13 protein-coding genes are annotated in these 15,018 nt (G+C 35.8%); 9 read left to right on the forward strand and 4 right to left on the reverse strand.

Translation table 11 applies throughout. The features are described 5' to 3' along the window. The first annotated feature begins 147 nt into the window (after window positions 1–147). The 3 genes from K350_RS0124695 to K350_RS0124705 all read left to right on the forward strand — a co-directional run bounded on the left by K350_RS0124695 (window position 148) and on the right by K350_RS0124705 (window position 4,915). Window positions 148–1,524, forward strand: coding sequence for a UDP-N-acetylmuramate--L-alanine ligase (locus tag K350_RS0124695; RefSeq protein WP_028982200.1), 1,377 nt, complete (start codon window positions 148–150; stop codon window positions 1,522–1,524). A 147-nt stretch (window positions 1,525–1,671) separates the two neighbouring features. Then, window positions 1,672–2,481, forward strand: a complete 810-nt coding sequence (locus K350_RS0124700; RefSeq protein WP_037577240.1) for a 3'-5' exonuclease — start codon at window positions 1,672–1,674, stop codon at window positions 2,479–2,481. A 28-nt stretch (window positions 2,482–2,509) separates the two neighbouring features. After that, entirely contained in the window at window positions 2,510–4,915 is a 2,406-nt protein-coding gene (locus K350_RS0124705; protein ID WP_028982202.1) for a CAP domain-containing protein, read from the forward strand. Between the two features lie 61 nt (window positions 4,916–4,976). On the opposite strand, the gene K350_RS0124710 is transcribed toward K350_RS0124705, so the two are convergent. Beyond that, window positions 4,977–5,810 carry a M48 family metallopeptidase gene (locus K350_RS0124710; protein ID WP_245598697.1) on the reverse strand — a complete coding sequence of 278 codons (834 nt, stop codon included), beginning with the start codon at window positions 5,808–5,810 and terminating at the stop codon, window positions 4,977–4,979. 92 nt (window positions 5,811–5,902) lie between these two features. On the opposite strand from K350_RS0124710, the gene K350_RS0124715 reads away from it, so the two are divergent. The 6 genes from K350_RS0124715 to trxA all read left to right on the forward strand — a co-directional run bounded on the left by K350_RS0124715 (window position 5,903) and on the right by trxA (window position 11,992). Next, window positions 5,903–6,514, forward strand: a complete 612-nt coding sequence (locus K350_RS0124715; RefSeq protein ID WP_028982204.1) for a fumarylacetoacetate hydrolase family protein — start codon at window positions 5,903–5,905, stop codon at window positions 6,512–6,514. After that, window positions 6,483–8,396: a M23 family metallopeptidase gene (locus K350_RS0124720; RefSeq protein WP_051313648.1), complete on the forward strand. Its 1,914-nt coding sequence runs from the start codon at window positions 6,483–6,485 to the stop codon at window positions 8,394–8,396. Before K350_RS0124715 ends, K350_RS0124720 begins: the two co-directional genes overlap by 32 nt. A 52-nt stretch (window positions 8,397–8,448) precedes the next feature. Beyond that, window positions 8,449–8,898 carry a thioredoxin-dependent thiol peroxidase gene (bcp, locus tag K350_RS0124725; RefSeq protein ID WP_028982206.1) on the forward strand — a complete coding sequence of 150 codons (450 nt, stop codon included), beginning with the start codon at window positions 8,449–8,451 and terminating at the stop codon, window positions 8,896–8,898. A gap of 68 nt (window positions 8,899–8,966) precedes the next feature. After that, window positions 8,967–10,358: a vWA domain-containing protein gene (locus K350_RS0124730; RefSeq protein ID WP_028982207.1), complete on the forward strand. Its 1,392-nt coding sequence runs from the start codon at window positions 8,967–8,969 to the stop codon at window positions 10,356–10,358. 57 nt (window positions 10,359–10,415) lie between these two features. After that, a complete protein-coding gene (locus tag K350_RS0124735; RefSeq protein ID WP_037577363.1) occupies window positions 10,416–11,606 on the forward strand; it encodes an aspartate aminotransferase family protein in 1,191 nt (396 codons plus the stop codon). 71 nt (window positions 11,607–11,677) lie between these two features. Further along, complete coding sequence (gene trxA, locus K350_RS0124740; RefSeq protein WP_028982209.1) at window positions 11,678–11,992, forward strand: thioredoxin; 315 nt, start codon at window positions 11,678–11,680, stop codon at window positions 11,990–11,992. Window positions 11,993–12,731: 739 nt separating this feature from the next. Here the strand turns inward: trxA and K350_RS0124750 are convergent. The 3 genes from K350_RS0124750 to K350_RS0124760 form a co-directional block, all read right to left on the reverse strand. After that, the gene (locus K350_RS0124750) at window positions 12,732–13,124 is read right to left on the reverse strand and encodes a hypothetical protein (RefSeq protein WP_028982211.1); all 393 of its coding nucleotides are present in this window, start codon (window positions 13,122–13,124) and stop codon (window positions 12,732–12,734) included. A gap of 57 nt (window positions 13,125–13,181) precedes the next feature. Continuing rightward, entirely contained in the window at window positions 13,182–14,129 is a 948-nt protein-coding gene (locus tag K350_RS0124755) for an NAD(P)/FAD-dependent oxidoreductase (protein WP_051313652.1), read from the reverse strand. 368 nt (window positions 14,130–14,497) lie between these two features. Further along, entirely contained in the window at window positions 14,498–14,989 is a 492-nt protein-coding gene (locus K350_RS0124760) for a YajQ family cyclic di-GMP-binding protein (RefSeq protein WP_028982213.1), read from the reverse strand. Between the last annotated feature and the right edge of the window lie 29 nt (window positions 14,990–15,018).

Raw genomic sequence — 15,018 nt, forward strand, 5'->3', positions numbered from 1 at the left:
TAATAAGTCAGTAAAACTTCAGGGCTAGAGCAATTTTATTTTCCATTAAATTATCCTCATAGTTATTCACAGGAAAAGTCATATTCCGTAGAACAGTTTGTTGCTCTCTTAATTTATTTTAATTTTGCAGTCCCAAAACAGGAATTGATGAACCCCAAAAGGCAAAAAGTCCATTTTATTGCAATCGGAGGCAGCGCAATGCATAATCTCGCCCTCGCTTTGCATCAAAAAGGTTTAATAGTAACAGGATCAGATGATGAAATTTTTGAACCTTCCAGAACCAGACTTGAAAAAGCAGGAATACTTCCTGAAAAAATTGGCTGGTTTCCTGAAAAAATTTCTACTGAATTAGATGCTGTCATTCTTGGCATGCATGCAAGCAAGGACAATCCCGAATTAATAAAAGCTCAGGAACTTGGATTAAAAATCTATTCCTATCCTGAATATGTTTACCAGCAGTCGATAGACAAACAGAGAATAGTGATAGCAGGAAGCCATGGTAAAACCACCATTACTTCCATAATTCTTCACGTTCTGAAACACTTCAACAGGAAGTTCGACTATCTGGTTGGAGCTCAGATTGAAGGATTTGATCTGATGGTAAAATTAACTGATGACGCTCCTATTATTATTATTGAAGGTGACGAGTATTTATCTTCATCAATTGATAAAACTCCTAAATTCCTTCATTACCATCATCATATAGGCTTAATGAGCGGAATAGCGTGGGACCACATTAACGTATATCCTACATATGATGAATATGTTAAGCAGTTTGATCTTTTTGCTAATTCATCTCCTAAAGGGGCTACATTGATTTTCTGTGAGAATGACGATCTTGTTTCTGTAATCTGCAGAAAAGAAAGAGAAGACGTTCAAGGAATAGCATATACTGCTCATAAGCATGATATTATCAATGGTCAGACTTATTTGCTGGATCATAATAAAAAAATTCCGGTGCAGGTTTTCGGAAAGCATAACATGCGCAATCTAAGTGGAGCGAAAACAGTGCTTTCTAAACTTGGAATAACAGACGATATGTTCTATGAAGCTATTCAAAGTTTTAAAGGGGCAGCAGACAGATTGGAAGTGCTTGAAAAAACAAATGATACTACTGTATTTAAAGACTTTGCTCATGCACCGTCCAAGCTAAAGGCTTCAACTGCAGCTGTGAAAAAGCAATTCCCTGATAACGAACTGGTAGCTATTCTAGAATTGCATACTTTCAGTTCCTTAAACAAGGAGTTTTTAGGACAATACAAAGACACATTTAAGTCGGCGGACTTACCTGTTGTATACTTTAATCCTCAAACACTTGAACATAAAAAGCTTGATCCAATTTCACCTGAAGATGTAATTAAAGCTTTTAATAATGAAAAGTTAAAAGTATTCACTGAAAATCAATCATTAAAGGAATTTATCTTAAACACCAATTGGAAAGGTAAAAACCTCTTACTAATGAGCTCAGGAAACTTTGGAGGCTTTGATCTGAAGAAACTAGCCAAAGAGATAGTAAAGCAATAATTTTAATAATAAAGCAATTGGAAACTTTCAATTGCTTTATTATTTTAGTCAAATATTTAACATGGTTATTTACTGAAAGAGGAATCATTAACTTCAGTTTTCACTGTGGAAAATCAGAACCAGTTATCAATTTTCAGTAAAACATCAATGGGGCTAAATCTAAAAAAACCTCTCGCTTTTTTTGACCTTGAAACAACAGGTACAAACATTACCAACGACAGAATAGTCGAAATATCAGTACTAAAGGTAATGCCTAATAATGAGCAGATCATTAAAACCACCAGAATAAACCCCACAATACCTATACCTCTGGAATCCAGCCTCATTCATGGTATATATGATGAAGATGTAAAAGATAAACCTACCTTTAAAAGTGTAGCGGCTCAGTTTGCCTCAATGCTTCAGGGCTGTGACCTTGCCGGGTTTAATATCCTTCGTTTTGATGTTCCTGTTCTTGTAGAGGAGTTTTTAAGAGCTGGGGTTGATTTCGATATTACCAATAGAAAGATGGTAGATGCACAAAGAATCTATCATTTAATGGAACCACGTAACCTTTCTGCCGCATATAAGTACTATTGCAATAAAGATCTTGAAGGTGCTCATAGTGCTGAAGCCGATACAATTGCCACTTTCGAAGTACTTAAAGCTCAGATTTTAAAATATGAAGGCTGCACAATTAAAGATGGTGATGGCAAAGAATTCATTCCTGTTAAAAACGACATGAATGCACTGCATGACCTGACAGCTTCTCAATTTGTAGATCTTGCCGGTCGAATGGTTCTTAATGACAAAGGTGAGGAAGTATTTAACTTTGGGAAATATAAGAACATGAAGGTTACAGATGTCTTGCAAAAAGACCCTTCATACTATGATTGGATGATGAAAGGCGACTTTGCTTTAAGCACCAAGAAGAAACTTACAGAAATAAAACTTAGAAAATTTAATCACAAAGTTTAGTAAAAGCATATAAGGTTTGAGGTAAAATATGAGACTGATCACTTTTTCATTTTTAATATTATTACTTTCTTTCAGAGGACTATTTGCTCAAACACCGATTGATTTTAATAATTTTGACGATAAACTTCTTACCCAGAAAATCTACCTTAAACTCAATGAGGTACGTGATTCTCTTGGCCTCTCCCCTTTTGTCAAAGACTCGATATTAACAGCTGCTGCCATTAATCAGGCGAAATACATCAAAAAAGTAGACAACCTTGTTCATAATCAGGACAATCCTGCTATGGCAACAGTAGAACAAAGGGTTGAAAGTTATAAAGGCACTCATGAGAAAGTAGCTGAAAACGTTGATGTCATTTACACAGACCGGCCTTTTACTGTTTATAAAGAAAAGGAACCGATGAAAATAAACACCTACGAAAGCGCTGCATTTGCCTTTGTACGGTCTAGTCTGAATACATCCAGTAATTCGGTGAACGTTTTAAACCGTGAATTTTCTGCCACAGGAATAGGAATAGGAATTATTCCTGAAAAGAAATGTATTTATATAGCTCAGGTCTTTGGACCTATGGCATATAATTTTCCATCGTCAATAAAGACCAAAGACAAAAAGATCTTTTATCCTTCTAAAAAAATAAATATTGAAAATGCTTTCGGCATAGAGCCTTCTAATGAAGTTGTATGCGGAAAATGTGTAGGAGATTTTAATAAAATTCCGGATTACATAGAGAATAAGATAATCGTAGAAAATGGAAAGGTTTATTATTCCTTTAGTGATCTGGGGCTTTTCAACAAAACATTTCCTGAAACGGAAGGTGAATTTTCCTTTTCTGTAGATATAGTTCTCAGAAGCCAATTCCCTTGCTCAAGCGGAAATATTGTACACAGATCCTTTGCTTTCGATGGCATCATGCTTGTTCCGGTTACGTTAAAAGAACTTTTAAAATCCAACTCTAAAGCTTCCTCAAATGCCTTGTATGCATACCTTGGTGATATTCCAGGGGAACTAAAGAACGATGAATATGTGTGCAACCTGATAGTCATTAAAGACAATCACCTGTGTACTTATTACGTGGATTATCCCAAGCTTCCTTCCAGCAGATCTATTATTTCTACCGAGGTTTTTGTTGATACCCTTTTAAAATCAGAGATCACCAAAAAGAAGAATTTAAAATTTACTATACCATTTGAGAAAGACAAGTCTGTTTATTCAGAAAATGATATCCGACCATTTTATGACTCTCTCAATTTAAATAAATATAATATAACTGAGGTTGTTGTTCTTGCCTATTCATCTATTGAAGGTAGCACTGAAAGAAATCAGGAATTACAGAAAAGCAGGGCTGAAAGCATCATCCAGGTATTGCAGTCCTTTCAGCTCAATGATACCATAAAAAAAGTCATAAAAGCTCAGGAAAACTGGGACCAGTTTTACCGTGATGTTAAAAATACCCCGTTCAATTACCTTACTACATTAAGTAAAGAAAAGATAAAAGAAGCACTTCAGAAAGATAGTCTTTCCAAAGCTATGGAATTTCTTCTTGCAAGAGAACGCAAGGCTATTCTGTTTCTTAAAATCGTTGAACGGATAGATCTGACAAGAAATAAAGATTCCCTGGCTATTCATTACCAGAATGCATTAGCTAAAAAAGATGTTGCAGTAGCCACAACACTCCAGACAGCTATATTTGATGCTATTAGTAATAAAGAGCTTTCAGCAGATTTATTAACTTCATTAAATCCTCCTAAGACAAAAGAATTTGCCCAATTGATCAACAACCAGATTCTATTCAGGCAGGAACTTGGTCAAAAATTTGATTATATAGGTGAGTTAAATCAGACTTCTGCATTGGACCCTACTAATGTATTTATCAAATACAATATCTGCGATCTCTCTTTAAAAGCCTGGGCTGCAGATTCAGCTTATCTTCAGTCACCTGAAGGCTTTATGAAAAATATAAAAGCCCTCTACAATACTAAAATTGATAAGAAGTTGGTCAATAAATTATACCTCAACTTTCAAATTCTTATTTCTCCTTATTTTCTTACCAATAAGAAATTCAAATATAGAGACGACGCCATTAACCTGGTTAAAAAATACTATAAAACAACTGAGTTAAGTTCTGATGATTTGCTTACTGTAGCAAAGTTTTTTGCAGAAAACGGCCGTGCAGCCTGGGCACTTGAAATTTTATTCCCAATTATGCAAAAAGGTGAATATTCAGAAGATATGCTATTTAACTTTCTGGCTATATCAATTACAAGACCTGATCTTTTTGAAAAAAAGGAATTTGAATCTTACTTTCTTAAAGCAAAAGACATGAACTCACAAAGGTTCTGCAGCCTTTTCGGTTATGACAAAGTTAACTTTATGCTTTTTAAAGAAGAAGAACTAAAAGTATATTTTTGCAAGGCTTGTAACCTAAAACAATAAAATATTTAATCTAAAATTAATGCCAAAGCTTCCATACGGAAGCTTTTGGCATTAATTCAGTCTATCTTTTACTAACTGCTTGGTTATAATATTTAAGCGCTTCAGGAAGTTGTTTTTTCAGTTCTTCAATTCTGGTCTTATGACTTGGGTGAGTAGAAAGAAATTCCGGTGGTTCCCCTCCCTGACTAGCTTTTTCCATCCTTTCCCAAAAGTTTATAGCTTCTGCTGGATCATATCCAGCCATTGACATAAATATCAATCCTATACGGTCAGCTTCTGATTCCTGCAATCGGCTGTAGGGAAGTAAGATTCCTACATTCGCTCCAACTCCATAAGCTGCCATAAACAAATTCCTGGTTTGATCTGGCTTACTACTCAAAGCAACATCCAATGCAACACCTCCAAGTTGAGCAGTTAACCCTTGGCTCATCCTTTCATTACCATGCCTTGCAACAGCGTGTGCGATCTCATGCCCCATAACTGTCGCAAGTCCGGCTTCAGATTGAGTGATGGGCATAATACCAGTAAAAACTACAACCTTACCTCCAGGCATACACCAGGCGTTGATTTGTGGATCTTCCACCAAATTAAACTGCCAATTATAACCTTCAAGCAGTTTTGTCTGCTTTTCTTTCTTCAGATAAGCCTCTACAGCATTCGCAATATTCCGTCCTACCTTTTCTACCTCCTCTGCCTGAGAGGTATTATTAACGACCTTATTAGTTTTTAAAAACTCATTGTACTCAGACTTTGCAAGGGCGAGCACTTGCGAATTAGGAACAATATCCAATTGTTTCCTTCCTGTCACAGGAACCTTGCTGCAGCCTATGGCAATGGCCAATGACAATAGTATCAACTTCCCTTTGTTCAACATCTTCATCAATCTCATCTTCATTTTGGTCCTATATTAGAAACCATTTAGGGAAAAGTATTGTTTTCAACACACTTGCATTGAGATTTTATGCTATTTTTGCGCCAAAATTTTATATGAAAATTCTTGCAATAGGGAGAAACTATGCAGATCATATTAAGGAACTAAAAAATGAGCAGCCTGAAGCGCCTGTAATATTTTTAAAGCCCGATACTGCATTACTCCGAAATAATTCGCCATTCTATTATCCTGACTTCAGCAATAACATCCATTTTGAAGTTGAGTTAGTAATTAAGATTTCAAAAGAAGGAAAGAATATTGAAGAGAAGTTTGCTCACAAGTATTATCAGGAAATTGGTCTTGGCATTGACTTTACAGCCAGAGATATTCAGGATAAAGCTAAGGCTGGAGGCCTTCCATGGACTCTTGCCAAAGGTTTTAATGGAAGCGCTCCCATCTCTGAATTTGTTCAGAAAACAAATTTTAAAGATCTGAATAATCTCAGCTTTTCATTAGTACAAAATGGAGAACTAAAACAGTCTGGAAATTCCGGACAAATGATACATAATTTTGATGCAATCATCAGTTATATATCAAAATTCATAACTTTAAAACAGGGAGATATTATCTATACCGGTACTCCTGCAGGAGTTGGTCCTGTTAAGATTGGCGACAGATTAGAAGGCTTTATTGAAAATGAAAAATTTATTGATTTCGAAGTTAAATAAGCTGATAAAATACTTATTGGTTATTTTACCTCTTACCTCTTTTTCCCAAACCCAAGTTCCTGTCGGCTACTTTCTGTTTCCGATAAAACCCGGCCAACAAAATTTTCTTGCCGGAAATATGGGGGAATTACGTCCTAACCACTTTCATGGTGGACTTGATGTAAAGACTGATATGAGAATCGGGCTTCCTGTTTATGCATCTGCCGATGGATATGTGTCCAGATTAAAAGTCTCTTCTTTCGGATATGGAAATACCGTCTATATCACTCACCCTAATGGTCTGGTTACTGTTTATGCACATTTGGATAAGTTTAATAAGGAAATCGGAGACTTTGTGCGCCAGTATCAATATGAGAATCAGCAATTTGAAGTAGACTTTAATCCGACAGAAGGTAAACTTCCTATTAAAAAGGGGGAAATCATTGCTTTATCAGGAAATTCAGGTAGTTCAGGAGGTCCTCATCTCCACTATGAAATCAGAGATGTTAAGGAAAATCTTCTCAACCCTTTAGATTTTAAGTTCACAGAATTGAAAGACAACATAGCTCCTTCTTTTGATAAAATAGCGCTCGTTGCCACTGATGACAAATCAAGAGTAAACCAGGAATTCGGGAGGTTTGAATTTAAAGCGACAAAAGTTGGGACTAATTATACAATTCCTTCAAAAATAAACGCCTGGGGCAATGTGGGTCTTCAGGTTAAAGTATTTGACAAAATGAATGGAACAGCGAACTCCTATGGTGTTAAATACATCAGAGTATACGCTGACGGTAAAATAATATTTGACCATGATCTGTCTACTTTCGGTTTTCATGAAAACAGATATATCAATGTTCACATGGACTATGAAGCTCTTCTTGAAAGAGGTGTTAAATTTCAGAAATGTTATATCAGCGATGGCGATAAGCTTAGTACTTACAACAGAAGTCTTGGTAAAGGTCTTCTCAATCTTTCAGATGGTCAGAACCATAAAATAGAAATTGAAATTGAAGACAGTTATGATAACATTTCAAAACTTGCATTCAATATTCAATCAGCTGAGCCTACCAAAGGAACAATTGTTCCAAATTCAAAAGCAACCTGTGATTTTGAAGTTTCGGAAAATGTCTTAAAAATAAGAGGTAAAGCAAGCAATAATGCATCTGCTAAGCTTTATACCTCAAAGGGATTATTCACCCTTACTCCGGATTACTTTAAAAGCGGACAGGCTATTTATCTGTATGATTTAAGAAAAGGTCTGCCTGATTCAGTAATTTTAGATAATAAAAATCTCAATTTTAATTTTATTGCTTGCATTCCACCAGGACAGGAAAAGACTATCAGAAAAGGTAATATGACTGTAAAAATTCCTGCTGATGCCATTTTCGACACACTTTATCTGCAAACTAATATTGATACAACTTTTGAGGGTAAAGAATCATTTATACTCGGACATTATTCTACACCTCTTTTCAACGGTATAGATGTTGCATATGAAGCAGCCCACCCAGAAGCAATAGACAGAGGGTGTTCTTATGTAAATATAAAAAACAAGATGCGCGGCCAACAGCATGAAAAAGGATGCTGGAATGAAAACACTATTGCTTTTAAAACCAAAAGCTTTGGAAAGTTTGTAATTGTAGAAGATTCAATCAAGCCAACTATTAAAAGTTTGGGGGTATCAGGGAATTGTATAAAGTTTTCAATCGGGGATTATAAATCGGGAATCGAATCGTTTAGGGCTACATTAAACGGAGAATGGATTCTGATGAACTATGATCACAAGAGAAATTTATTGTGGTCTGAACGATATGATAAAACCGTTCCGCTCAAAGGGGCATTTAAATTAGAAGTAAAAGATCAGGCAGGAAACATCAGTACATTTTCGACCAATATTCCTTGATTTAGGGTATTAGTTTTAAGATATTGATGCTTCAAAAACTTATCAAACTTTTATGACATTAAATACTGGAGACAAAGCTCCCCTATTCGAAGGCAAAGATCAGGATGGAAAAGTAGTGAAGCTATCTGATTATAAAGGGAAGAAAGTTGTTCTTTATTTTTACCCTAAGGATGATACGCCTGGTTGCACAGCTCAGGCTTGCAACCTGAGAGATAATTATGAAGCGCTGCTGAAAGCCAATTACGTGGTACTAGGTGTAAGCAGTGATGATGAAAAATCGCATCAGAAGTTTATTAAGAAATACAATTTGCCATTTACATTGATTGCGGATCCGGATAAAATCATCAATGAACAATATGGAGTATGGCAAGAAAAAACCAATTTTGGTAAAACTTATATGGGCACTGTCAGGACTACTTTTATAATAGACGAAAATGGTGTAATTGAAGAAATTATCACCAAGGTGACGACAGAAAACCATACTGAACAGATATTAAAATAAACAATGAGCCTTTTATAGGGTTTTTAAGAAAGGAGTAGAAAACTGCTCCTTTTTTATTTAGATAAAAGGTGAAGTATAAAAATTACATCTATTCGCTAGTCGTATTTCTACTTTACGTTCAGCAAACTTTTTGTCAGACCAAAGTAGAAAAAACTCCCCCTGTTACCCGTATACTATTCATACTGGACGCATCTGGCAGTATGTCTGACAAATGGGAACGCAGCACCAGGATGACAGTTGCTAAAAAAACGCTTTGTGAACTGGTAGACTCCCTTAAAAATATTCCCTATCTCGAAATTGGTCTTAGAGTGTATGGCCATGAATGGGATAAAAGGTATAACAACTGCAAGGACACTAAACTCGAAGTTCCGTTCCGCCCTGGAAATCATGAAGCAATAAAGTTGAGAATTAAAAACATAGAGCCTAAAGGAACTACACTTATTGCTCACAGTCTTAAAGAAGCAGCTTCTGATTTTCCCATAGATAAAAATTCCAGAAACGTTATCATACTTCTTACAGACGGCATTGAATCGTGCGGAGGCGACCCCTGCGACCTTTCCAGAGAACTACAAAAAAGAAAGATCTTTCTTAAACCATTTATTATAGGGATAGGAAACGATGTAAGCTGGGATAAGGCATTTGAATGTATGGGCCAATACTTTAATGCTATTAATGAAAATAAATTCAAAAACATGATGAATCTGATTCTTCATCAGACATTATCAGAAACATCTGTGCGAGTAAAAATTCTGGATAGCGATAATAAACCAACAGAGACTAATGTTAATATTACCTTTTTTAATTCCGTAACTCAAGAACCCGTTTATGATTTCGTACATTATCTTGACGCCAAAGGAGAACCGGATAAACTTAAAGTAGATGCTATTCTTACTTATGATCTCGTTGTGAACACCATTCCTAAGGTTGAGAAAAAAAATATCGGCCTCGTAGGAGGTAAAGAAAATATTATTACGATTAAAGCACCTCAGGGCTCCTTATATATAAGGGAAAATTCAAGAGAATACAAACCACTGAAAGCTGTTGTAAGAGAAAGCAAAAAATCCGAAACATTAAACATTCAGAATGCGGGCATTAAAGAAAAGTACCTGGTAGGAACCTATGATATTGAAGTGCTTACATTGCCAAGAACTATTTTTAACGATGTTAAGATCAAACAAAGCGAAACAACAGTGTTGGATATTGTCCAACCTGGTTCACTAAACATCATCGACCAGTTGGTTGGCTATGGCAGTATTTATGAGATAAAACCTAATGGAGAACAGGTGCTTATTCATAATCTGGAAAATGAAACCAGCAGAACCATGCTTACAATGCAACCTGGCAATTATAAACTTATCTTCAGAACGAAGAAAAGTAATGGGGCAAACTTTACTGATGTTCAAAACTTTTCCATACGCTCCGGAGCTACTACCACTCTGAGATTGTACAACAACAAATAGTATTCCCTACTCAAGCTTATTATTATTTTAGCCTTATGCTTAGTAAATTTAAGCATGATTTCTCAAAGGCATTTATTTCTTCAATACCTTGCTCAGACCTCTGATGCCCCTTTGATGCTGGAAATAGAAAAAGCGGAAGGTGTAAATATGTTTGATAAAAATGGAAAAGCATATATCGACCTGATCTCTGGGATCGGTGTAAGCAATGTTGGTCACAGACATCCAAAAGTCATTCAGGCTATTAAAGATCAGCTCGACAAATACCTTCATCTTATGGTTTATGGAGAATTTATTCAATCTCCCCAGGTAAAACTTGCCGAAGCTTTGGTCCAAACCCTTCCTCCCGGACTAGACAATGTCTATCTTGTAAACTCCGGTAGTGAAGCTGTTGAAGGTGCCGTTAAACTAGCAAAAAGAGTTACAGGGAGATATGAAATTATCTCTTTTAAAAATGCTTATCATGGAAGTACTACTGGTTCACTTGCATTAAATGGTAATGAATATTTTAAACAAGCATTTCGACCTTTGATGCCAGGAATAAGACACCTTAATTTTAATAAAGAAGAAGATCTTGAATTCATCTCCACCAATACCGCTGCTGTGATAGTAGAAAGTATTCAAGGGGAAGCAGGTGTCAGAATCCCTGAAAATAACTTTCTTAAAAAACTTCGGCATCGATGTAGTGAAACAGGAACCCTTCTTATTGCTGATGAAATACAAGCAGGCTTTGGTCGAACAGGTACCTTTTGGGGATTTGAAAATTTTGAGGTAGTTCCGGACATTTTGGTATGTGCTAAAGGCATGGGAGGAGGTATGCCTATTGGGGCCTTTATAGCTCCTAAAGAACTAATGAAAGTACTGTCTTTAAATCCAGTGCTGGGTCATATTACTACTTTCGGAGGCCACCCAGTATCTTGTGCTGCTGCCCTGGCAACAATAAATGTAATACACGAAGAAAAGCTAGCAGAACAGGTACCAGAAAAAGAAAAACTCTTTACTAAACTACTGCAACATCCTTTGATCCACTCTGTGAGACATAAAGGACTAATGATGGCCGTTGAGATGGAATCTTTTGAAATTCTTAAAAAGACCATTGATAAAGCAATCATGAAGGGAGTACTCACTGACTGGTTCCTTTTTTGTGATAATGCAATGAGAATAGCACCGCCATTGGTAATAAGTGAAGAAGAAATAAAAGTTTCCTGTTCCCTTATACTGGAATCAATGGATGAGATTCAAAATCGCTAACGAATGCCAGGGCCACTGGAAACAAATCATATTTGATACTGTTGAATTAATAAGAGGAAACAAAAAGATTTATGGAAACAAAGACTAAACTTAATTTTGCAGATCTAATAAGCAATTCAGACAAACCGGTATTAGTTGACTTCTATGCAGACTGGTGCGGACCATGTCAGGCAATGGCACCTATGATTGCAGAGGTTGCTGATGAAATGTCTGAAAAAATTAAGGTTATTAAAGTAGATGTTGAAAAGAATCCTGCAGTTTCCACAGCTTATAAAATTTCAGGGATTCCAACATTAATATTATTTCATAAAGGACAGATAAAATGGAGACAGTCCGGACTTATACCAAAACCTGAACTATTAAGGATGCTCACTATAAATCTTTAAAGATTTAAAAGATCTATTGGACAAAGTGAACCCATCGTCGATGGATCTTTTCTTGATACAATAAGCATATCTCTTTCTGTGTAAAAACCGGTTTTTCTTTATAACTCAAATTAAATTTTCATTATCAAAACAATGCTGCATGTCAGCGGGTTTTAACTGTAATGGTTGAGTAAAGAAAAAAACGATGGAGATAGAATTAGTGAATGAAATAAATAACACGGAGCTCGCTCTAGCATTGACCCAATTTTACAAAGTTTTATACATTGACTTTGGGATTAGTAAATTCAATGAAAGAATAAGTGGTTGGTACAACCTGAGCTGGGAGGAATTTAGAAGTGAGTTAGAAAACCATAGTATAAATTTTAACCAATGTCTACTCAGCGACTGGGAATCTTTTTTTAATATTCATAAAAGAAAGGTGCTTTCTTTGATGAATAGCTAAAATAAGATGCTAGCAAAGTACAAAGCGAAGAAGATCTTCGCTTTTTTTATGAATATCCATACAGGGCTTCACCCTGATTCCTTCTCTATTGAAAATGGTTATCTTAGTAATATTTAAGAGAGGAAATAATCGGATATTCAGGAGTGATATAATATTCAAGTTTCTAGCATAGATTCCACGCTCTGGCTCTCTTTTTTCTCTTTAGTTATGAAATTTGTAATATGAAAGATGATAAAAAAGCCAGAGATTAAATTTTTAACCTCTGGCTTTTATAATTATATATTTTGGTGAATGTTATTATTTTCCCATAACAAACAAAACCAGTAAAATAACAGCAACAATTTGAATTCCCGCATGTACTAATGGTAAGAATTTTGGTATTCCCCCTTTCCCAGCAGGAAATCCTGCTAGCCAGGTAGGAATACCCTTAGTAAACAGCTTATCTTTCATGAGCATGAACACCCCCAAAATGCCACCAATCCAGAACAGCATATATGAAAAATTAAATAATACATTGCCTTGACCGATATAGTCTGCCCCTACATAAGTAAGGGTGCACAACGTTATTCCGGCAAAAATGCCATGAAGGGCAACCACAAAGTTTTGCCTGGGTTTATTTGCTCTGACATTGGCATATAAAATAATTCCCAGTATTATGGTGAATGCGAGAAATACAAACAATACAGTCATAATAGAATATTTATAAAAATTTATTAAGTTAACCCGTCTTGGAAAAAATTGTTTCCTCTACATTGGTCTTAACAATTTGGCTCTGTGAAATTTCTTTTCTTCTTTCTGCAATAGTTTATTAATCACCAAAGCAGCTTTTGCACCTTCGGCAGCTGCTATAACTGCAAGCTGCATGTCTTTAGCAGCATCACCTGCTGCGAATATTCCTTTAACAGAAGTTTGAAGATATTTATCAGTATAAATAAGTCCGTTATCAGTAAACCTGCATCCCAGTTGCTCAGCCAGATCTGACCGTTGGAATTTATCACTGCTGAAGAACAAAGCAAAACGTTCCAAAGAGTCTCCATCTTCGAAAATAATTTTTTCCAGTTGCCCGGCTCTGCCTTCAAGTCTTGCGATTTTTCTGGTTTCCACTCTGATTTCCTTCATATCCATCCATTCCATTTCTTCTCTGCTTACAGACTTTCCATTTGTACAAAGGACAATATCGTCCGACCAATTAGTTAATGATGCTGCTAGCCCTAAACCTGATTTGCCATTACCTCCCACCACCGCAATCGGTTTCAACCTCACTTCCCAACCATCGCAATATGGACAATGATGGACACTTCTTCCATACAAGCGATCAATGCCAGCTATAGGTGGCAGCTGATCTACAATGCCTGTTGCAAGTAGAATTTTTCTGGAATAGAATTTCTTTCCTTCCTCATCAGTGACTTCAAATGCATCGTTTTCAAAAAAATCAGCTTTCACTATTCTACCCTCTTCAAAAGCTACATCATAGTTACTCAGCTCTTCCTTTGCAATTCGAAGCAATTCCAAAGGATTTATTCCATCTCTGGAGATAAATCCATGCAGGGCCTGGCTTTTATAATTCCTTGGTTTTCCGGAATCGAATAGAAGTACCTTTCTTAAACATCTGGCCAATAACAATGCAGCATTTAAGCCTGCTGGCCCTCCTCCTACAATTATAATATCATACAATTTTGAACTTGGTACTTTCATGTCTGCGCGCTTATTACAATCTACTATTACAACAAGTACTTTTCTTTTAATGTTATTGAGAATTCAAAAACACCTTAACCATAGGTCAATCATTGTAAAATTATGATTTAAGAACTTGAAGAATGTTCAATTAAAAGCGATCAGCTATGATAAACATCAAAGCAAAACTGAAATAACTGGGGAGAAAGATTTAAAAAAAGGAATCCGGAATTTCTAAACTTTAAAGTTCTTCAATACTCAAAAATTAAGACTGACCAGCACTCATACCGGTAAAAGATATTGATCTGAACAGAACGTCAAAAATATAAAAAGGCCCAGAACAATTTTAATAAACTAATTGTCTGGCCTTTTATTAATATAAAGTTTTATTAAGACTTCATGTTGGTAAATTGCAGCGGGATCCCCAGATCTTCTTTTCTTAGCAGCCCTATTATTTCCTGCAAATCATCTATTTTTTTACCTGTTACCCTTACCATATCATCCATAATGGCAGGAGTTACTTTTGCTTTTGAGTCTTTGATTAGCTTAACCACCTTTTTAGACACCTCTTTGTCAAGACCGGTTCTTACTTTAAGGTTCTTTTTGACCATGCTTCCTGAAGCATACTCTTCCTCACTCATATCTAAGGATTTACCATCAATACCCTGCTTTACCATACGAGTCAGTATAGCATCAATCATAGCATTGATACGCATAGAGTTTTCACTTACCAGATTAATAACATTTTCTTTTTTATCAAGCTCAATGGTACTTTTGGAGTCTCTGAAATCATATCTGTTCAGAATTTCTTTTTTTGCAACATTGATAGCATTGTCCAATGTTTGCGGATCAACTTTACTTACGATATCGAAAGATGGCATAGAAATAAAATTAAAATGTAAATTTAATC

Source organism: Sporocytophaga myxococcoides DSM 11118 (assembly GCF_000426725.1).
GTDB classification, from domain to species: Bacteria; Bacteroidota; Bacteroidia; order Cytophagales; family Cytophagaceae; genus Sporocytophaga; species Sporocytophaga myxococcoides.

Excerpts from the sequence above, each read along its gene's own strand:
- K350_RS0124695 (WP_028982200.1), top strand. The coding sequence starts at position 148 with ATGAACCCCAAAAGGCAAAAAGTCCATTTTATTGCAATCGGAGGCAGC.
- K350_RS0124700 (WP_037577240.1), top strand. The coding sequence starts at position 1,672 with ATGGGGCTAAATCTAAAAAAACCTCTCGCTTTTTTTGACCTTGAAACA.
- K350_RS0124705 (WP_028982202.1), top strand. The coding sequence starts at position 2,510 with ATGAGACTGATCACTTTTTCATTTTTAATATTATTACTTTCTTTCAGA.
- K350_RS0124710 (WP_245598697.1), bottom strand. The coding sequence starts at position 5,810 with ATGAAGATGAGATTGATGAAGATGTTGAACAAAGGGAAGTTGATACTA.
- K350_RS0124715 (WP_028982204.1), top strand. The coding sequence starts at position 5,903 with ATGAAAATTCTTGCAATAGGGAGAAACTATGCAGATCATATTAAGGAA.
- K350_RS0124720 (WP_051313648.1), top strand. The coding sequence starts at position 6,483 with ATGAAAAATTTATTGATTTCGAAGTTAAATAAGCTGATAAAATACTTA.
- bcp (WP_028982206.1), top strand. The coding sequence starts at position 8,449 with ATGACATTAAATACTGGAGACAAAGCTCCCCTATTCGAAGGCAAAGAT.
- trxA (WP_028982209.1), top strand. The coding sequence starts at position 11,678 with ATGGAAACAAAGACTAAACTTAATTTTGCAGATCTAATAAGCAATTCA.
- K350_RS0124750 (WP_028982211.1), bottom strand. The coding sequence starts at position 13,124 with ATGACTGTATTGTTTGTATTTCTCGCATTCACCATAATACTGGGAATT.
- K350_RS0124755 (WP_051313652.1), bottom strand. The coding sequence starts at position 14,129 with ATGAAAGTACCAAGTTCAAAATTGTATGATATTATAATTGTAGGAGGA.
- K350_RS0124760 (WP_028982213.1), bottom strand. The coding sequence starts at position 14,989 with ATGCCATCTTTCGATATCGTAAGTAAAGTTGATCCGCAAACATTGGAC.